Source organism: Limosilactobacillus oris, assembly GCF_025311495.1.
GTDB classification, from domain to species: domain Bacteria; phylum Bacillota; class Bacilli; order Lactobacillales; family Lactobacillaceae; genus Limosilactobacillus; species Limosilactobacillus oris_A.
Genome location: NZ_CP104398.1, coordinates 951,751 through 968,447, shown reverse-complemented (window position 1 = coordinate 968,447; position 16,697 = coordinate 951,751). Strand labels below are relative to the sequence as shown.

The window sequence follows — 16,697 nt, the reverse complement described above, 5'->3', positions numbered from 1 at the left end:
GTTTGTGGTATGGTAGAGGTAAAATCAAGAAAGGGAAGCGGTATTTGTGAGTACAGAAGGAAAGAGTTATCAGGATTTAAGCGCGGACGCCCAAGCAACGGCCTTAAAGTCATTTGTTGCCTTTTACGTGGACCAGTACAAGCGGGAGAGCTTGGAAATCCTCGGGTCCGAAGTCGATAACGGCCTCATCAGTTCCATTAACGAGATTCTTGACCAGAACAGTTTTATGGGCCGGGGAAAGTTGGCAGCGGAGAGCCTGCGCCTTTCTAAGCCGTACTATGAAGAAATACTAGCCAAGCTGTCGGCAATTAAGTTTACTGATGACGGTGAGCCGGTCGAGGACTGGCAAACAGCTTGGGAAAGTCAGGAAGAAGAATTGCCGACGGAAGACTGATTTTAAGGCTGAAGACGGAATGGGGGGACGGTACCATCTCACTCCACCCGAAAGCCAGCGATTTGGCGATACTCGCGACGGTACGAATAGGAAATATAAGTAGGGCTTCAGGGTTCGGCCTTTTGATATGCTCCCCTTAGAGTAGACGCGGAATTATACAAAATTCTGCATCTAACTCTAGGGGGAGTTTTTATGTCCAATCGAACTAGTAATCATACTCTAAATCAGCGGCTAGTAGCCGTGGTAAAGGTTCTGGAGAGAAAGCACTCTTTAAGCGGGGTGGCCCGAGAACTGGGAATTGCCAGGACAACTTTAAGAAGGTGGATCGTTAACTACCAGAATAATGGGGTGGCGGGCTTAAAGGAGCCACACACTTGTCGCCGTTATCCTACTGACCTCAAGCGAGCGGCGGTCCTGGATTATCTGGACAATCATTACTCGCAACTAGAGTGCTGTCGTAAGTATAATATCTCCAGTCGTAGTCTTCTCATGCGTTGGGTGAACCAGTATACTAACGGTAAAACCTTGAAGAAGATTACGGGAGGTTCTACCAAGATGAAAACACCGCGGAAAACTACTTACGATCAACGGCTGGAAATTGTCCACTTCACGCTTGCCAATGATAAGGACTACCAAACAGCGGTGAGGAAGTATGGTGTTTCCTACAGCCAGGTTTATAGCTGGGTTCGGAAATATGAACGTGACGGTCGAGAAGCACTCGTTGATCATCGCGGACATCAAATGCAAAAACCGGCTTTGGCTAAGTTAAGTAAAGAAGAACAACTGGAACGGCGGATCAAGGAACTAGAAGCCCGCAATCAAGACCTCGCCGCGGAAAACTTCTTCCTAAAAAATTAAGTGCCCTGGAGGACGAAGACAAGAAGTAAATAATCGTAGTCATCTGATGCGATATCAGGCCATTCAGGCTACTTGTCAGGCTTTTCCAGGGCAATTAGTCAAGCGACTTTGTGCTCTTGCCCAGGTCTCACGATCAGCTTACTATCGCTGGCTTTCCCGACCACTTCCTACTAAAGAAGCAGTCAATAAGCAACTAAAAGCGCGGCTCAGACAGGCCTATTGGGAAATGAAGGGTACCTGGGGCTACCGCAGACTAACGATGCTCATTAATCGCCGCTATAACTGCCACTACAACCACAAGCGCATTCGGCGACTTCTCGTTGAAATGAACCTGCGGGCGGTGATTCGTCGTCCTCGTCACAGCTGCACAATCGCTCGTGGACAAAGCTATGAGCCGAACCTCCTTAACCGCGATTTCACAGCTAAACGGTTAAATGAAAAGTGGGTAACTGATGTAACATATCTGACTTATGGTAATGGTCAAAAAGCCTATCTCAGTGCTGTTAAGGACTTATACAACGGCGAGATTATTAGTTATGTCGTTAGCCAGCGCAATGACAACCCATTGGTAATGAAGACGCTTGAACAGGCTTTAAAACTCTATCCGACTGCCAAACCATTACTTCATAGTGATCGTGGTTTCCAATACACTTCCAAGGAGTTTGCTCGTTTGACGGCCGAGCATGGTATCAGTCGCAGTATGTCCCGCGTCGGGAAGTGCATTGATAATGCCCCGATGGAAAGTTTCTGGAGCCACTATAAGGACGAGGCCTACTATGGACAAATCTTCCGAAGCTATGAGGAACTAGTCACTTCAATTGATCAATATATCTACTTCTACAATCATCACCGTTATCAAGTAAAATTAAACAGCCTGACCCCGGTAGAATACCGGCATCAAGCTGCCTAACATTCATTGTATAATTACCTGTCTACTTGACAGGGTGCAGTCCATTTGCCGGGCACTGGAGCCCGTTTGCATTTTGCATTGCTCACGGTTATCTAGCTAAGGGGATTTTCGGCACTTGCTCTTTTACTACCCCTAACCCCAGAGATGTGTTAAAATAATCTTAGTTTTACGTACGGATTTTAAATGATAGTAATTAGCTAAATGAATACTCGTTGCCGACCTTGTGCAGACAAAGCGGCTCTTTTAGCTTACTGATTTTTCCGTTATGACAGTAACGTTAATAAAATCGATAAAGGAAAGAAAGGTACTATGGCAAAATTAAAGATTAAGAATAATGAAGTGGCCTTTTATGCAATGGGGGGCCTAGGTGAAATTGGTAAGAACATGTACTGTGTGCAGTTTCAGGATGAAATCATCATCATTGACTGCGGGGTCCTCTTCCCAGAGGACGAACTGCTCGGGGTCGACTACGTTATCCAGAATTACGACTACCTGATTGAAAACAAGGACAAGATCAAGGGAATTTTTATCACCCACGGTCACGAAGACCATATCGGGGGCCTGCCGTTCTTCTTGCAGAAGGTCAATGCACCAATCTACGCGGGGCCGTTTGCAATGTCCTTGATCAAGGGGAAGTTGGAAGAAAAGCACCTCTTGCGGAATGCGGAGTTGCACGAAATTAACGAATTTGACGAAGTGCACTTCAAGAAGCTCTGGGTCAGCTTCTTCCGGACGACCCACTCAATTCCCGACACCTTGGGGGTTGCTGTTCACACCCCACAGGGTACCATCATCCAGACCGGGGACTTCAAGTTTGACCTGACGCCGGTTGGTGGCCTACCGGGTCCTAACCTGCAACAGATGGCTAAGCTTGGTGATGAAGGCGTCCTGCTTTTGACGTCTGATAGTACGAACGCGGAACGACCGCAGTTTACCAAGTCCGAGCGCTGGGTTGATATTCACATTCGGCGAATTTTTGAACGAATTAAGGGCCGGATTATTTTCGCTTCCTTCGCTTCCAATGTTTACCGGCTTCGGGAAGCCTCAGATGCCGCAATTGCTCAGGGTCGGAAGATCGCGGTCTTTGGCCGGAGCATGGAAAACGCGATTGCCGCGGGGCAGGAACTGGGCTACCTTAATATTCCGGAGGATGCCCTGATCGACCAGAATGAAATTAACAACTACCCACCGGAGAAAGTCCTGATTATGTGTACCGGCTCCCAGGGTGAACCGATGGCCGCACTGAGCCGGATTGCCAACGGGACCCACCGGCAGATTACCATCCAGCCGGACGATACGGTGGTCTTCTCCAGTAACCCAATTCCAGGGAATACCACCAGCGTCAACGCTTTGATTAACAAACTGGAAGAAAGTAGCGCTAATGTCATCCACGGTTATGTTAACAATATCCACACCTCTGGACACGGTGGCCAGATTGATGAAGAGTTCATGCTTCGTTTGATGAAGCCAAAGTTCTTTGCGCCAGTCCACGGGGAATACCGGATGCAAAAGATTCACACCAAACTGGCTGAATTAACCGGGGTGCCGCGGGAGAACAGCTTTATCCTAGCTAACGGGGATGTTTTGGCCCTGACCAAGGATAGTTGCCGGATTGCCGACCACATTGACAGCGTCAGTGATGTGTACATTGATGGTCGGGATGCTGGCGATACGGTTGGTAACCCAGAAATTCGTGAACGGCGTCTGCTGTCCGAAGAAGGGGTTGTGACAGCCATTGCGGTGGTTGACCTCAAGGACTACCAAATCGTTGCCGGTCCTGATATTGTTTCGCGAGGCTTTGTCTACATGCACGAGTCGCAAGAGCTGATTAAGGCTGCTAACCACGAAGTCTTCTGGGCAATTCTGAATACCTTTAAGAACCACAAGCACGTGGATCAGCGGGCATTAAACCGGACGATTGTCAGCCGCTTGCAGAAGCTACTCTTTGAGCGGACTGGTCGTCGGCCCGTGATTATCCCAATGGTAACGATCCTGAACGGTAATAATCGTTCTGAGAACCATCATTACCGCCATCCCAACCACAATCGTCATGGGAAGGAAAATGAAAAGCAGCCAGCAAACAATTCCAAGCATGAAGGCAAGGGGAACGGTCAGCAACGAAAAGAAGAAGCTATTAAGGCTTAAATTATAAAAAACTTCCAGGGTCAATATGGCGCTGGAAGTTTTTTTATGGTTAGGGATGGTGCTTTTATTAATTTCTGCTTAAAACCGGTTAAAAACTCTGTTATCATCAATACTAGCAATTATTTTCGAGATCTAAGCTGAAAGGAAGAAACCTATATGACCGGAAGAGATTATTTGAGGATCTGGTATCGGGTGCAGATTGGCACAACCCTATTGGTGTTGGCCATGATGATGGTCCGTAATTTTGAAATGGGCCGACAGCGAGTTGCGAGTGGATTGTTCCTGTTGGTCATCATCCTTTTGATTGGCCTGTTAGTAGAATTGATCCCGCAGCTGCCGGCAGTGGTTCAACGGGGGAACGCCTGGTTGCAAGGGATCCTGCAGCCCTTCATTTTAGTGATTGCCTGGGATGTTATTACCCGGGAAATAATTACCCTGCTGCGGTTGCCGTCGCGCGGTGTTGTCTCCTTAATGATTATCTACTACCTGCTAATGTTTGCGCCCTTTGCCAGTGTTATTGGTGGGCAGCTGAAATTGAGCATAGAACGTTTTGTTTTCGCGTTACTGACCTTTCAGGTTGTCTTAATTCCGCTGATTGCTTTGCCGACTGACTTAATCAATAATCATTTCTTATTGCAAACACTGTCGACGGGGGCGGTGGGCGCGGGAGCCTACTTTATTTTGATAATGACGGCAATGCGGGCCTGGCACCTATCCTGGCCGGGTTTAAAGCCTCATTGGAGCGGTGACTTTAATTGGTGGCTGTTCCTTGGCCTAGTAGTGCTTGACTTATTCATAACGATGGTAAATGCTGGCGGAATGCCGTCCTTGCGCCGCCTCAACTGGTCGGTTCTTCTTATGGCCTTTAGGGCTGCTGTTGCCGAGGAAACTCTTTTTCGCTTTGCAATTCTGGGGATTCTATTTTACGCCTGGCGTCATTACCAACACCGCCTTCCGCTTGCGTTGGCTACCAGTAGTGTTTTGTTTGGCTTGGCACACTTGGCAAATGTGGCTGAACAAGCCTGGAGTGTGACCGTCTTTCAAGCGGTTGCTGCCGGAGGATTAGGACTCTTTTTCGCAGTTGTTTATGTCTACACTGGACAGTTGTGGTTAACGATGGTAATGCATGGCCTTTTTGACCTGCTGAGTTTTATGGCAACGGGGGTCACAACTATGAAGGGGAGTCAAGTTACCCTAGCTGACTGGTCGTTTGTTGCCGGCGAACTGGTCATCTTTATCCTGGTGACCGCCTTGATGATGTTTGGGCAGCGTCGTCGCGTAATGGAACGCCACGTTGCCCGGTTAACCGGGGATAAGCAGCGGTTTGGCTTTCAGATTCGATATTAAGAAGGAAAAAGTATGGTAAAAGTGCAAACGGGTTATATGCCCTTTGGAAAGTATCAAACATACTATCGAATCGTTGGCGAGGCCACCACGAAAGCACCGTTAGTGTTAATCCATGGCGGGCCAGGCTCAACGCATAATTATTTTGAAGTATTAGATGAATTGGCGGAAACTAATCAGCGTCAGTTAATTATGTATGACCAGATTGGCTGTGGTCAATCATCCTGTCCTGATAATCATGCGGCGGAAATTTATCGGGCCCAAATATGGTTGGAGGAGTTAGTTGCGTTACGGCGTTTCCTGCAATTAGACAGGATTCACCTTCTTGGTCAGTCCTGGGGTGGAATGTTAGAAATTATGTATTTATGTGATCTCCACCCACGAGGAGTGCTGTCGGGAATCTTGGCAAGTACGCTTCCTGCTTCTTGGTTGTGGAGCAAGGAACTTCACCGGTTGATCAAGTTTATGCCTGATAATGAACAGGCTGCAATTAAGCGGGCTGAAAAGACAAAAGACTTCACAAATGGTGATTATCAAAGTGCCAATCACCATTTCATGGCAATGCATTGTAATGCACCACTATCATCAACGGATCCCGAACCGCTTCTGCGTCCCAAGCGTGGGGGAAAGCAAGCGTATTTGACAGCTTGGGGGCCAAATGAGTATACGCCAATTGGTAATTTACAATCCTTTGATTATCTTGAACAGCTGCATGAAATTAAAATTCCGATGTTGATTACCAGTGGGACAGATGATCTTTGTACACCCTATGTAGCTAAAACGATGTATGATTGTTTACCCAATGCAAAGTGGGAGCTTTTTGAAGGCTGTCGGCATATGTCGTTTGTTGAAAAACGTGAGCAGTATTTACATGTTTTGGCTTCTTGGCTGGATATGCATGATAAGAAAAATGTTAGTTAGGAGAGAGGAAGATGAATGCGGAATTAATAACTATCCTCATATTAGGGATACTAACGGTTTATCAGATCGTTATTTTTGGTCATGATTTGATTGTTAATAGGAATCAAATCAAGGACGGCAATTTCTTGGTAACTGGGGTCATCGGTTTTTTCACTAATTTTTGTGATTCTTTAGGAATTGGTTCTTATGCACCGACGACAATGCTATTAAAATTAACCAAGTCGTTAAAAAACGATAAGCTCCTTCCGGGGACACTAAATGTTGCGTGTGCACTACCGGTAATGACCGAAGCATTTTTATATATTGGCAACTTTAAGGTTGATGGTACGACGCTATTGTCAATGGTGATTGCTGCTATGATTGGCTCGTTCGCAGGTGCTAAGATTGTTTCACGTTTGGATGAAAAAAAGATTGAAATTATTGTTGGAATTGCCTTAGCAGTAACTGCGGTACTGATGATTTTGTCTGCCACGGGGGTAATCACTAAACTAGGTGCTAATAACGTTGCTACTGGCTTTCATGGCTGGAAATTGGTAGTAGCTTGTGTTGTTAACTGTATTTTGGGTGCATTAATGTCGGCAGGAATTGGACTATATGCGCCATGTATGGCCTTAGTTTATCTTCTAGGAATGAATCCAATTGTTGCGTTCCCAATCATGATGTCTTCATGTGCTTCGACTATGCCAATCGCTGCAGCTGAATTTATTAAGAAGAATGAATATGCTCGGATGCCTTCAATTGCCATTACCCTTTTTGGTTGTGTTGGTGTTGTAATTGCCGTAACGTTTGTTAAGTCGCTTAATCTGACGGTATTGATGTGGCTTGTCATTGCAGTAATGATATATACTTCCGTGCTGATGCTGATTGAGGGAAGTAAGAAGTTTAGAATGTAAAAAAAGAGGTTGGGAATTAACTCAACCTCTTTAATATTTTAAAGTTAGTAATGCCTCAACGCAGTAGCTGGCAGGTCAGACGCTGATAAAGCAGCATTTGACCGCCCCCCCGAGTAGGCTTGCTGTGCGTTGACGGAGATGGGGTCACGTTCTGTCCCGCTCTCCCGCTTTGATTATTACAGTATTACAGGTTATCGCCACGTTCAAATTGGAACTTTGAGTTTAGTAGCGCTTGATGGATCAAGCTATTCAAGAGTTTCCTGGCTGAGGTAGTCGTATGGTTAGCGGAGATTTCGTTTTCTGCTGTCAGGAAGTTGATTAATTCCTGACCTGATTTATGTGCTGCACCAGCAGTAATTGCATCGACTCGACTAACTGCGTAGCTTTGGCATTGGTCACGGAAGGTGTTAACTTCGTTGATAAACTCATGATAGCGGGGTTCCACTATTACCTCGAGAAGTTTGTACATCCAGTAGGCACTTTTTTCTGGTTCCGCCTCTTCTGGTGCATAAGCATAATTAGCAGGAGTGTCATTGACGTTAGTAAAGAATGGGACGTACGGACTATAACTATGGAAGCCAAAATTAATCCACTGGATTGCTGCGTATTCAGCAGGGACGTCATTGCGAATTTGAAGGATGCATGAACTTTGATTCCGGTCAAGGGCAATTGAACGGAATCGCTTCATTTCATCTGGGGTACCGGAAGAATAAGTTCCCATAGGGTCATAAGGAGTTTGGTTATAGTGGGAAGACAGGAAGAATTCCACATCTTCAACCGCAATTTTCTTTTCCGGCCGGCGAATAAATGGCATGTCTTGACTGGTTGGTTCCTGCTCAATTGATGGGTTGAATAGTTTTTGACCGTACCAGGTCCGTGGCGTGTTGTAGTAAGCGTCAGCTTCATCTTCAGTGGCAAAAATCTTCCGGAAGTTGAACTTGCCCGGGTAAGGATTGAGGTGATACTTTTCAACAAATTCCTGAATTCCCGGAGCGTACATAAAGTTATCTGAATCGTCAAAGTCGATTTCCTGAATACACATATTATTAGGAGCAATCGCATAGGCGTCGTCAGGAATCCGTTGTGCTACCCACTGGTGACCACCGGCTGTTTCCAAGTACCAAACCTCGTCTTTGTCGCTAAAGGCAATCCCGTTGGTTTCACCAGTTCCATATTTTTCAATCAGGCTGCCGAGACGTTGCACACCTTCCCGGGCGGACTTGATAAATGGAAGGACAAGGTAGAGCATAGAATCTTCATTAACGCCATTTTTTACTAATGGATCATGTCCTAAAACCCGTGGATTGGTTGTTTCCGTTTCGGTTGAGCTCATTGCAACATTGTACTCGTTGATACCTTGTTCATCCCACCGGCCGCTTTCTAAAGTACCATCCTTTTTATCAACGCCTGCTGGTGTAGCAGTGAAGCGGCAACCCTTTCCAGAAAGGTCGACTGCTAAACCGTTATATGAAGAAACGTAGTGTTCACCGGTATAATCTTTAGCCGGAAATACCCTAAAAGTAATGGGATTAATACCGTCATACCCATCTTCGTCACGGGCAATGATGGTGGAACCATCGATAGAGGCATTTTTACCGACTAAAATAGCTGTACAGCTGGTCGCTTTCTTTTCCATGTAATAAGCCTTCCTCTCAAGATCAAACAATAACTATATTATTATAATAATACCACTCATCAGTAGTCATATACGATCTTTAATAATGGATTGATATAAGTAAACACAAAAAGTAGAATGTATTTTAACTGACTTTTCTTTTAGGATAACCAAAAATTTTATTTACAAATTACAGATTAGTAGTAACATAGTTAGTGGAACGTTAACGGTGAAGCTACCGTTAGTCTAACCTAGAGAGGGGAATATTAATGTTTGAAATTAAGCCAAAGAAGTTCAAAAAGATCCTCGTTGGTGTTGACGATGCACCGGACGCCCGGGCTGCTTTTTCCTATGCCGTAGATAAGGCAAAGCGTGACGGCTCCGAATTAGGAATTGTTTCTATCTTAGAAACTGGTAATATTAATGTTTACCAAATCCTTGATAAGGATTACGTTCACAGTACTGAGGACGAATTAAGGAAACGTGTTAATGAATACGTTCAAGCCGCTATCGATTACGGTGTCGACCCAAAGAAAATCACCGGAATTGTCGATCGCGGTGAACGTCCTGCTGAACGGATTTGCAATCATGTTATTCCAGCTTTCCAACCAGACCTGTTGATCATTGGTTCTATCGGAAAGTGGGGTAACCGGAAGGCCGTTGGTTCCCAGGCTTCCTACATGACCCGTCATTCCGGGACATCCGTTTTCGTAATCCGAACGACTGCGGTTCAAACATATGAATAAAAATTAGGAATAGTGTTTAACAGCCATTAAAAAGCGATAGCCGAGTAACGGTTATCGCTTTTTAACTGAATCAATTAATTTTAATCATTCTAATTAAACCCATAACTAAGCTAAAAACACTTGAATGTAATTATTTGGAATGTTAAAATGATTCTAAATAAAGCGAAGGGAGGAACCATCATGGCGAAAAAGAAAATGTCACTAGCTCAAAAGGTCAATGTCCTCCGTGCTAGTGTCATGGGCGCAAATGATGGGATAATTTCGGTTGCCGGAATTGTCATTGGGGTTGCTGCTGCCACCAGTAATGCGTACTCAATTTTGATTTCTGGGCTTTCTGGTAGTCTAGCGGGGATGATTTCAATGTGTATGGGAGAATACGTTTCGGTATCTACTCAAAAGGATTCCCAAAAGATGGCGATTATTAATGAACAGCAACGACTGAGTGAACAGTACCAACACGAGTTCGATTATGTTCAACGTAAGTATGAGGAACAGGATATCGATCCCCAGCTAGCGCACCAGGCGACCGCCGAGCTGATGAAAAAGGATCCGCTCGGTGCAGTTGTGCAAGAACGATACGGCTTTAATCCCCAAGACTTTACCAGCCCGTACGCTGCTGCAATTGCCTCGTTTATCTCCTTTCCGACCGGCTCAATCCTACCGATGGTTGCGGTGACGATGGCGCCTGCAGCTGACCGGATCTGGGCAACCATGGTCGCTGTCCTGATTGCCCTCCTGGTGACCGGGTACTTGGCAGCAGTTCTTGGCAAGTCAAACCGGATCAAGTCAATGCTGCGGAACGCCGCGGCAGGCTTGCTGACGATGGGGGTTACGTTCTTGATTGGTCAGCTATTTGCACGGTAAGGGGTGAGATTAGTGGTAAAGATTAAACAGCAAAAGAAGACGATGGAAGAAAAGCTGAACACTCTTCGGGCCGGGGTACTGGGTTCTAACGATGGTATTTTAACAGTCGTTGGTGTCTTGGTATCAGTGGCTGCGGCGACTACTGACCGGTTTACAATTTTTATTGCTGGTCTGTCAGATTTGTTGGCCTGTGCCTTTTCCATGGCGTCGGGTGAATACGCCTCAGTTTCTACCCAAAAGGATACCGAAAAATCGGCAGTTGTCCGGGAAGAACGACTGCTCAAGACTGACTTTGCAGGTGAATTGCAGGCCGTTACTGACTACTACGTCAATAAGGGAGTTTCCAAGGAAACCTCTGCTGCCATCGCGGCCGACCTATTAAAGAAGAAACCCCTAGCAACGGTCGTGCGGGTCAAATACGACATCGAACTTGGCCACTACCTGAACCCGTGGGACGCGGCATTTTCCTCCCTCTTTTCCGCGGCTGCGGGAGGGCTCTTCCCGCTAATGGCAATGACACTAGCACCTGAAGCATTCAAGTGGTACGCCGTCATTCTCGCCGTGGCCTTCACCTCGGCCCTGACCGGGTACATCAGTTCTAAGCTCGGTAACGGTCTGGTTAAGGTGGCAGTTATTCGGAACATTATCATTGGTCTGATTACCATCACAATCCACTACGGAGTCGGGAAACTCTTCTAAGATTAAGCACTTATTTACGATATACAAACGCCGCTGACCATTTTAAACGGTCGGCGGCGTTTCCAATTTACTTAGTAGTGTTCTTGTCATTGATCATGTGCTGCTCATCGACGGGGGTGTTGAAGAGGTTTTCATCTCGCCCGCGGCTGCACTCGGCCTGGATGGTAATGTGGCAAATATGGTACTTTTCCCGAAGAATCTTTTCAACCTGCGAATAAATTTCTTCCACTTCACTCAAACGAAGGTCGTCGCAGTTGAGGTGTGCGGAAAAGATGATATGATTTTCATCAATCATCCAGGCATGGACGTGGTGAACGTCATTGACCCCCGCGACAGCCTTGAGGTCCGTGGTAATCTTGTCATAATCCAAGTCGGGTGAGGACTGCATCAGGATCTTAATTGTTTGGCTAATGATTGGCAGGGCTTCAAAGCCGATGTAGATGGCAACCCCAATTGTCAGCAACGGATCCAGCCAGGAAACGTTAACAAAACTGAGGATAATTCCCCCGATAATCACTGCCACGGACGACAGAGCGTCGCTGAGGACATGCAGGTAGGTGGCCTTAACGTTCAGACTATCATAACTGCCAGAATGCAGGAGGAAGGCGGAAGCAAAATTGGCGAGCAGCCCGATGACGGCGACGATTAACATCAGCCGGCCATTGATATGCTCGGGATGGCCGAGCCGCTGGATGGCTTCCCCAATCAGGAAGATGGCAATTACCAATAGCAGGAGACTGTTGGTGAGGGCTGAGAGGATTTCTGCCCGCCGGTAGCCATACGTCTGCCTCCGGTTTTCGGACTTGCCGCTGAGCTGCTGGGCGACATAGCCGAGGATGATAGAAAATGAATCGCCCATGTTGTGAAAAGCATCTGAGAGGAGGGCCAAACTGCCTGACAGCAGGCCCCCGATGATTTCAACAACGGTAATCAAAACATTTAGCAGGGTGACGGCGAGGAACCGCTGCCCAGTAATTTTACTTTTCATTGTAGTTTACTCCTCAAAATAAAATTGCTTGCTACTAGTATATTAAAATTAGTGTTTAAAGCTAACGAAAAAGTTAGGCGCTCCGAACTAGACAGTTTAATATTATGCTATAATCGTAATATGTTCAATACAGAGAATTACATTGATGACCGCACGTAGGCCAAATTTAACATGAGGTGAATTAAATTGACTCCGATGAAAGAAGACTACTTGAAGATTATTTTTGAGCTTGGCGGCAGTCATAAAAAAGTTTCTAATAAGGAAATTTCATTAGGGCTAGGGATCGCAGCCGGCTCGGTGACGGAAATGATTTCTAAACTTGCTGACGAGGGGCTGGTGGTGCACGAACCCTACGCGGGGATTTCTCTCACCGCTAAAGGGCAAAAGTACGCGGCCGAGTTAGTTCGTAAGCACCGCCTCTGGGAAACCTTCCTGGTGGATAAGCTGCATTACAACTTCGCAGACGTTCACTCGGAGGCAGAAGTGCTGGAGCACCAAACCAGCGACAGGCTTGCTGAAGCGCTGGATGACTTTCTCCAGCACCCGGATCACTGCCCCCACGGTGGTGTAATCCCATCTGCTAACGGTAAGTTTCCGGACGTAAGCCACCGCTTGCTCGCCGAAGCAGCAGATGGCGAAACGGTCGTTTTAGAACGTTTTTTGGATAATCACGAACTGTTGACCTACCTGGAAGAACTGCAACTGCGTCCCCAGGAGAAGGTGCAGGTAATCCGCCACGAACCGTTTGAGGGCCCGATTGTAATTACGAAAGACGGGGATGAACGCGAGATTAACGTTTCCTACAAGGCTGCTCATAACATCTTTATCCAGTAGTTAGGTTAATCACAGCTTTTATGGTATACTGACCATTGTAGTTTTTGAAGTGCGGTTGGTTTGTTTCATTATGAGAACCGGATCCAATTTTCACTAAATTAATTACAAATTTAGGCGTGTAAACGCAGAGGAGAGTTCTAATAATGGAACAAGGAACTGTTAAATGGTTTAACAACGATAAGGGCTACGGCTTTATTTCCAGGGAAAGTGGCGACGATGTTTTCGTTCACTTCTCCGCGATTCAAGGGGAAGGCTTCAAGAGTCTGGACGAGGGTCAAAAGGTTAGCTTCGACGTTGAAGAAGGCGACCGGGGCTTGCAAGCGGTCAACGTTGTTAAAGATTAGTAAATAATAAGGCCTGGGGATTGCTAGTTGCTGCCCCGGGCCTTATTCTATTTGGGGGCCTGCAAACAGACGGGGCCTTGTGGTATACTCAAACCGTTGTTAGATTATTTTAAAATAGGAGTATGAATATGTTTATTGAACGTGATAGTCATCGGTGGCGGCGCTTCTTGCTTAGCGGTGGCTTTTTCTTGGCACTGTTGCTGCTGATCAAGTATAATTCGTCGGTCGTCACAATGATGGATGCCGTCTTACAGTCGCTGTTTACCAGCCAACGTTTAGAGACGATGGGATGGTTCCACGCGTTGATGACCGTGCTGTCATTCTTGGCTAGCCCGAAGCTCGACCTGCTGTGGGTTCTGATTATCGCCGTCTTCTTGTGGCTTCATCGTTGCCAGATTCCGGCCCTGTGGGTGATTGGGACCATCATCGGTGGTGACGTCCTGGGAACGATCGTTAAGCACATTGTGAAACGGGCCCGGCCAGCGCAACACCTTGCGGCTGACGATGGTTACAGTTTTCCAAGTGGACACACTCTGGGAATCTTCCTGGTAGCGGCAATTATTTTACTGGTAGTCCTGCCGCTGGTTCAACGGCGGTCAGTGCGGACAATTTGCCAAATCCTGATTGTATTTATCATTTTCTTCGTGGCAATTTCTCGGGTTTACCTGTACGCTCACTGGCCATTTGATACCATCAGCGCGATGCTGTTGGCCTATGCCTGGCTCCAAGTAGCCGAATGGCTGTACGTGGCCTGGGCACCACGATTGAAACGGGTATCGTTTTTATCAAGTTCGAATATCTAGTAATGAGAGGCTGGGAAATTACCTGGCCTTTTTAATTTCCCGGGAAATAATTATGATTACAACAGAACGTTTAATGATTAAAAGGATTAACCACGATGGTGACGGCCAACTAGCAAAGTTATTAGCCAATCCAACGATTCAACAGGGGGCGCACCTTCTTTTTTCTGGCCCCCAGCCGAGCAGCTTTGAAGTTGACTTCCTCCTGCAGACTGGGCATTTTTACGCCATCTACGAGCAACGCTGTCCAGGGAAAATAGCCGGCCTGCTCTTTACCCAGCTGAGTGAGTTGGCCGGGGAGGGGGCGGTTGAACTTGGCTACTTCCTCGCGCCAGCCTGCCGTGGTCGGGGGATTATGACAGAGGCCGTCAGGGGGCTAACTGCTCAGTCAACGCAATTGACCGTTGCCTTGACAGATAAGGATAATTTAGCTTCGCAGCGGGTCCTGCGCCGGGCTGGCTTTCAGCTAGTAAAGCAGGAGGCTGACCAGGTCCTGTGGAAAAAAGTTCCTTGCAGTCACGAGTGAAGAGTGTATAATATTGATGAAATGAAGAGGTTGCACTTTTCATCAGTAACGGCTGTGAGGCGAATAAGCGCTGGACCAGTTGTGAAAGGGGAAGGTGCCGAAACGGCGGTAGTCTTATTCCTGCCAGCCGTTGGGCCATGATCTAAGAGGTCATGGACTGTCGCACAACTGCGGAGCGCTTCCTAAAGATTGATTCGTTAATTTAAGAAGTTAATGGAGTCTTCTGACGGGGTCACCGTTGGGAGACTTTTTATTTTCCTCTTCAAAAAAATATTTGGAGGATTGTTATATGGCAGAAAGTACACAAGGGCAACAGGAAGGGCATATCAAACGGACTCTTGAAACCCGGCACCTGACGATGATTGCCCTCGGGGGAACCATCGGGACCGGGCTCTTTATCACGTCAGGGTCCGCGATTTCCACCGCCGGACCTGGAGGAGCCCTGACCGCTTACGTTATCATGGGGATCATGGTCTTCTTCCTGATGACTAGTTTGGGGGAAATGGCGACCTACATGCCACTGACCGGTTCGTTTTCGGCCTACTCGACGAAGTTCGTTGACCCGGCCCTAGGATTTGCGATGGGTTGGAACTATTGGTTCAACTGGGCGATTACGATCCCGGTCGACGTCACCAGTGCCGGCATCGTGATGAACTTTTGGCTGCCCCATGTACCGAGCTGGGTTTTCAGCACGGTGGTCCTAGTCCTGATTTTCCTAATCAACTACCTCTCTGTTCGCTCCTATGGTGAAACGGAGTACTGGCTGGCCCTCGTAAAGGTAGTTACCGTCATCGTCTTCCTGGTCGTCGGGGTGGCAATCATCCTCGGAATCATGGGCGGCAAGCCGGTGGGCTTTAGTAACTTCCACTACAAGCAAGCGCCGTTTGTCGGTGGTGCGCCCGCCGTCATTAGTGTCTTCCTGGTTGCCGGTTTCTCCTTCCAGGGAACAGAACTGGTTGGAATCACCGCTGGGGAAGCCGCTACCCCGGAAAAGTCAATTTCAAAGGCAATTCATTCTACTTTCTGGCGGATTTTGCTGTTCTATATTTTTGCAATCTTTGTAATTGCCTGCATCCTGCCGTACACCAACAAAAACTTGATGAACGCGGATGTGCAAAACATTACGATGAGTCCGTTTACGATTATCTTTAAGCGGGCTGGCTTGGCGGTGGCCGCCAGTATCATGAATGCCGTTATTTTGACGGCGGTGATTTCCGCGGCCAACTCCGGTCTATACGCTTCTACCCGGATGCTGTACTCCCAGGCGCGGGAGGGTTATGCATGGCGCTTTCTCTGCTATGTTAACCGGCGGGGGATCCCAATTTACGCATTGATTTTTACGATGATTATCTCAACTTTGGCGTTCGCAACCCAGTTTGTGGTTCCTCAGGCTTACATGTACCTGACTGACGCTTCCGGGCTATGCGGCTTCATTGCCTGGCTGGGAATTGCCGTTTCCCACTTCCGCTTCCGGAAGGCGTTCGTTGCTCAGGGCCACTCCGTGAACGAACTGAAGTACCACGCGACCCTGTTCCCGTTTGGGCCTATCTTTGCCTTTGTCCTTTGTATTATAGTTATCTGTGGACAGAACGTGGAGGCGTTTGCCAAGATGGACTGGTCGAATATTCTGATCACTTACATGAGTGTGCCGCTCTTCTTAGTATTGTTCTTCTATTACAAGATTCGGTACCGGACACACATGATTCCGCTCAAACAGGTGGATTTGAGCAAGAGTACCAAGGGTGAAAAGTACGACGGCTAAATGAATTTATTAGAATGGTCACTTTTGTGAGTGGCCATTTATCGTTTAAATGTT

Annotated in this window: 17 protein-coding genes and 1 riboswitch; of the genes, 15 read left to right on the top strand and 2 right to left on the bottom strand. The window is 47.0% G+C overall.

Annotated elements, in window-relative coordinates; translation table 11 throughout:
• The first annotated feature begins 46 nt into the window (after positions 1 to 46).
• The 7 genes from N4599_RS05025 to N4599_RS04995 all read left to right on the top strand — a co-directional run bounded on the left by N4599_RS05025 (position 47) and on the right by N4599_RS04995 (position 7,465).
• Positions 47 to 394, top strand: coding sequence for a hypothetical protein (locus N4599_RS05025; RefSeq protein ID WP_062812849.1), 348 nt, complete (start codon positions 47 to 49; stop codon positions 392 to 394).
• Between the two features lie 192 nt (positions 395 to 586).
• On the top strand, positions 587 to 1,252 hold the full coding sequence (locus N4599_RS05020; RefSeq protein ID WP_260902375.1) for a helix-turn-helix domain-containing protein: 666 nt from the start codon (positions 587 to 589) through the stop codon (positions 1,250 to 1,252).
• 46 nt (positions 1,253 to 1,298) lie between these two features.
• A complete protein-coding gene (locus tag N4599_RS05015; RefSeq protein ID WP_260902233.1) occupies positions 1,299 to 2,162 on the top strand; it encodes an IS3 family transposase in 864 nt (287 codons plus the stop codon).
• A 309-nt stretch (positions 2,163 to 2,471) separates the two neighbouring features.
• Positions 2,472 to 4,307, top strand: a complete 1,836-nt coding sequence (rnjA, locus tag N4599_RS05010; RefSeq protein WP_062812851.1) for a ribonuclease J1 — start codon at positions 2,472 to 2,474, stop codon at positions 4,305 to 4,307.
• Positions 4,308 to 4,463: 156 nt separating this feature from the next.
• On the top strand, positions 4,464 to 5,654 hold the full coding sequence (locus N4599_RS05005; RefSeq protein ID WP_062812852.1) for a CPBP family intramembrane glutamic endopeptidase: 1,191 nt from the start codon (positions 4,464 to 4,466) through the stop codon (positions 5,652 to 5,654).
• Positions 5,655 to 5,666: 12 nt separating this feature from the next.
• On the top strand, positions 5,667 to 6,572 hold the full coding sequence (pepI, locus tag N4599_RS05000) for a proline iminopeptidase (RefSeq protein ID WP_191364172.1): 906 nt from the start codon (positions 5,667 to 5,669) through the stop codon (positions 6,570 to 6,572).
• 11 nt (positions 6,573 to 6,583) lie between these two features.
• The gene (locus tag N4599_RS04995) at positions 6,584 to 7,465 is read left to right on the top strand and encodes a sulfite exporter TauE/SafE family protein (protein WP_191364171.1); all 882 of its coding nucleotides are present in this window, start codon (positions 6,584 to 6,586) and stop codon (positions 7,463 to 7,465) included.
• A 184-nt stretch (positions 7,466 to 7,649) separates the two neighbouring features.
• Here N4599_RS04995 and N4599_RS04990 read toward each other — a convergent pair whose 3' ends face one another.
• Entirely contained in the window at positions 7,650 to 9,101 is a 1,452-nt protein-coding gene (locus N4599_RS04990) for a C69 family dipeptidase (protein ID WP_191364170.1), read from the bottom strand.
• A gap of 248 nt (positions 9,102 to 9,349) precedes the next feature.
• Here N4599_RS04990 and N4599_RS04985 point away from each other — a divergent pair, with 248 nt between their 5' ends.
• The 3 genes from N4599_RS04985 (at position 9,350) to N4599_RS04975 (ending at position 11,389) form a co-directional block, all read left to right on the top strand.
• A complete protein-coding gene (locus N4599_RS04985) occupies positions 9,350 to 9,826 on the top strand; it encodes a universal stress protein (RefSeq protein ID WP_003714739.1) in 477 nt (158 codons plus the stop codon).
• A gap of 180 nt (positions 9,827 to 10,006) precedes the next feature.
• Complete coding sequence (locus tag N4599_RS04980) at positions 10,007 to 10,690, top strand: VIT1/CCC1 transporter family protein (protein WP_003714736.1); 684 nt, start codon at positions 10,007 to 10,009, stop codon at positions 10,688 to 10,690.
• Between the two features lie 42 nt (positions 10,691 to 10,732).
• Complete coding sequence (locus N4599_RS04975; protein WP_260902484.1) at positions 10,733 to 11,389, top strand: VIT1/CCC1 transporter family protein; 657 nt, start codon at positions 10,733 to 10,735, stop codon at positions 11,387 to 11,389.
• A 67-nt stretch (positions 11,390 to 11,456) separates the two neighbouring features.
• Here N4599_RS04975 and N4599_RS04970 read toward each other — a convergent pair whose 3' ends face one another.
• Positions 11,457 to 12,377 carry a cation diffusion facilitator family transporter gene (locus tag N4599_RS04970; RefSeq protein WP_191364168.1) on the bottom strand — a complete coding sequence of 307 codons (921 nt, stop codon included), beginning with the start codon at positions 12,375 to 12,377 and terminating at the stop codon, positions 11,457 to 11,459.
• Positions 12,378 to 12,563: 186 nt separating this feature from the next.
• On the opposite strand from N4599_RS04970, the gene N4599_RS04965 reads away from it, so the two are divergent.
• The 5 genes from N4599_RS04965 (at position 12,564) to N4599_RS04945 (ending at position 16,643) form a co-directional block, all read left to right on the top strand.
• Positions 12,564 to 13,211: a metal-dependent transcriptional regulator gene (locus N4599_RS04965; RefSeq protein WP_003714610.1), complete on the top strand. Its 648-nt coding sequence runs from the start codon at positions 12,564 to 12,566 to the stop codon at positions 13,209 to 13,211.
• Positions 13,212 to 13,354: 143 nt separating this feature from the next.
• Positions 13,355 to 13,555, top strand: a complete 201-nt coding sequence (locus tag N4599_RS04960) for a cold-shock protein (protein ID WP_003714608.1) — start codon at positions 13,355 to 13,357, stop codon at positions 13,553 to 13,555.
• A gap of 128 nt (positions 13,556 to 13,683) precedes the next feature.
• The gene (locus N4599_RS04955) at positions 13,684 to 14,358 is read left to right on the top strand and encodes a phosphatase PAP2 family protein (protein ID WP_260902370.1); all 675 of its coding nucleotides are present in this window, start codon (positions 13,684 to 13,686) and stop codon (positions 14,356 to 14,358) included.
• Between the two features lie 73 nt (positions 14,359 to 14,431).
• On the top strand, positions 14,432 to 14,881 hold the full coding sequence (locus tag N4599_RS04950) for a GNAT family N-acetyltransferase (protein ID WP_260902369.1): 450 nt from the start codon (positions 14,432 to 14,434) through the stop codon (positions 14,879 to 14,881).
• A 16-nt stretch (positions 14,882 to 14,897) separates the two neighbouring features.
• A riboswitch (Lysine riboswitch) is annotated at positions 14,898 to 15,070 on the top strand.
• A 100-nt stretch (positions 15,071 to 15,170) separates the two neighbouring features.
• The gene (locus tag N4599_RS04945; protein WP_062812859.1) at positions 15,171 to 16,643 is read left to right on the top strand and encodes an amino acid permease; all 1,473 of its coding nucleotides are present in this window, start codon (positions 15,171 to 15,173) and stop codon (positions 16,641 to 16,643) included.
• Positions 16,644 to 16,697 lie beyond the last annotated feature (54 nt).

Coding starts and splice junctions, on each gene's coding strand:
- N4599_RS05020 (WP_260902375.1), top strand. CDS start 587: ATGTCCAATCGAACTAGTAATCATACTCTAAATCAGCGGCTAGTAGCC.
- N4599_RS05015 (WP_260902233.1), top strand. CDS start 1,299: ATGCGATATCAGGCCATTCAGGCTACTTGTCAGGCTTTTCCAGGGCAA.
- rnjA (WP_062812851.1), top strand. CDS start 2,472: ATGGCAAAATTAAAGATTAAGAATAATGAAGTGGCCTTTTATGCAATG.
- N4599_RS05005 (WP_062812852.1), top strand. CDS start 4,464: ATGACCGGAAGAGATTATTTGAGGATCTGGTATCGGGTGCAGATTGGC.
- pepI (WP_191364172.1), top strand. CDS start 5,667: ATGGTAAAAGTGCAAACGGGTTATATGCCCTTTGGAAAGTATCAAACA.
- N4599_RS04995 (WP_191364171.1), top strand. CDS start 6,584: ATGAATGCGGAATTAATAACTATCCTCATATTAGGGATACTAACGGTT.
- N4599_RS04990 (WP_191364170.1), bottom strand. CDS start 9,101: ATGGAAAAGAAAGCGACCAGCTGTACAGCTATTTTAGTCGGTAAAAAT.
- N4599_RS04985 (WP_003714739.1), top strand. CDS start 9,350: ATGTTTGAAATTAAGCCAAAGAAGTTCAAAAAGATCCTCGTTGGTGTT.
- N4599_RS04980 (WP_003714736.1), top strand. CDS start 10,007: ATGGCGAAAAAGAAAATGTCACTAGCTCAAAAGGTCAATGTCCTCCGT.
- N4599_RS04975 (WP_260902484.1), top strand. CDS start 10,733: ATGGAAGAAAAGCTGAACACTCTTCGGGCCGGGGTACTGGGTTCTAAC.
- N4599_RS04970 (WP_191364168.1), bottom strand. CDS start 12,377: ATGAAAAGTAAAATTACTGGGCAGCGGTTCCTCGCCGTCACCCTGCTA.
- N4599_RS04960 (WP_003714608.1), top strand. CDS start 13,355: ATGGAACAAGGAACTGTTAAATGGTTTAACAACGATAAGGGCTACGGC.
- N4599_RS04955 (WP_260902370.1), top strand. CDS start 13,684: ATGTTTATTGAACGTGATAGTCATCGGTGGCGGCGCTTCTTGCTTAGC.
- N4599_RS04950 (WP_260902369.1), top strand. CDS start 14,432: ATGATTAAAAGGATTAACCACGATGGTGACGGCCAACTAGCAAAGTTA.
- N4599_RS04945 (WP_062812859.1), top strand. CDS start 15,171: ATGGCAGAAAGTACACAAGGGCAACAGGAAGGGCATATCAAACGGACT.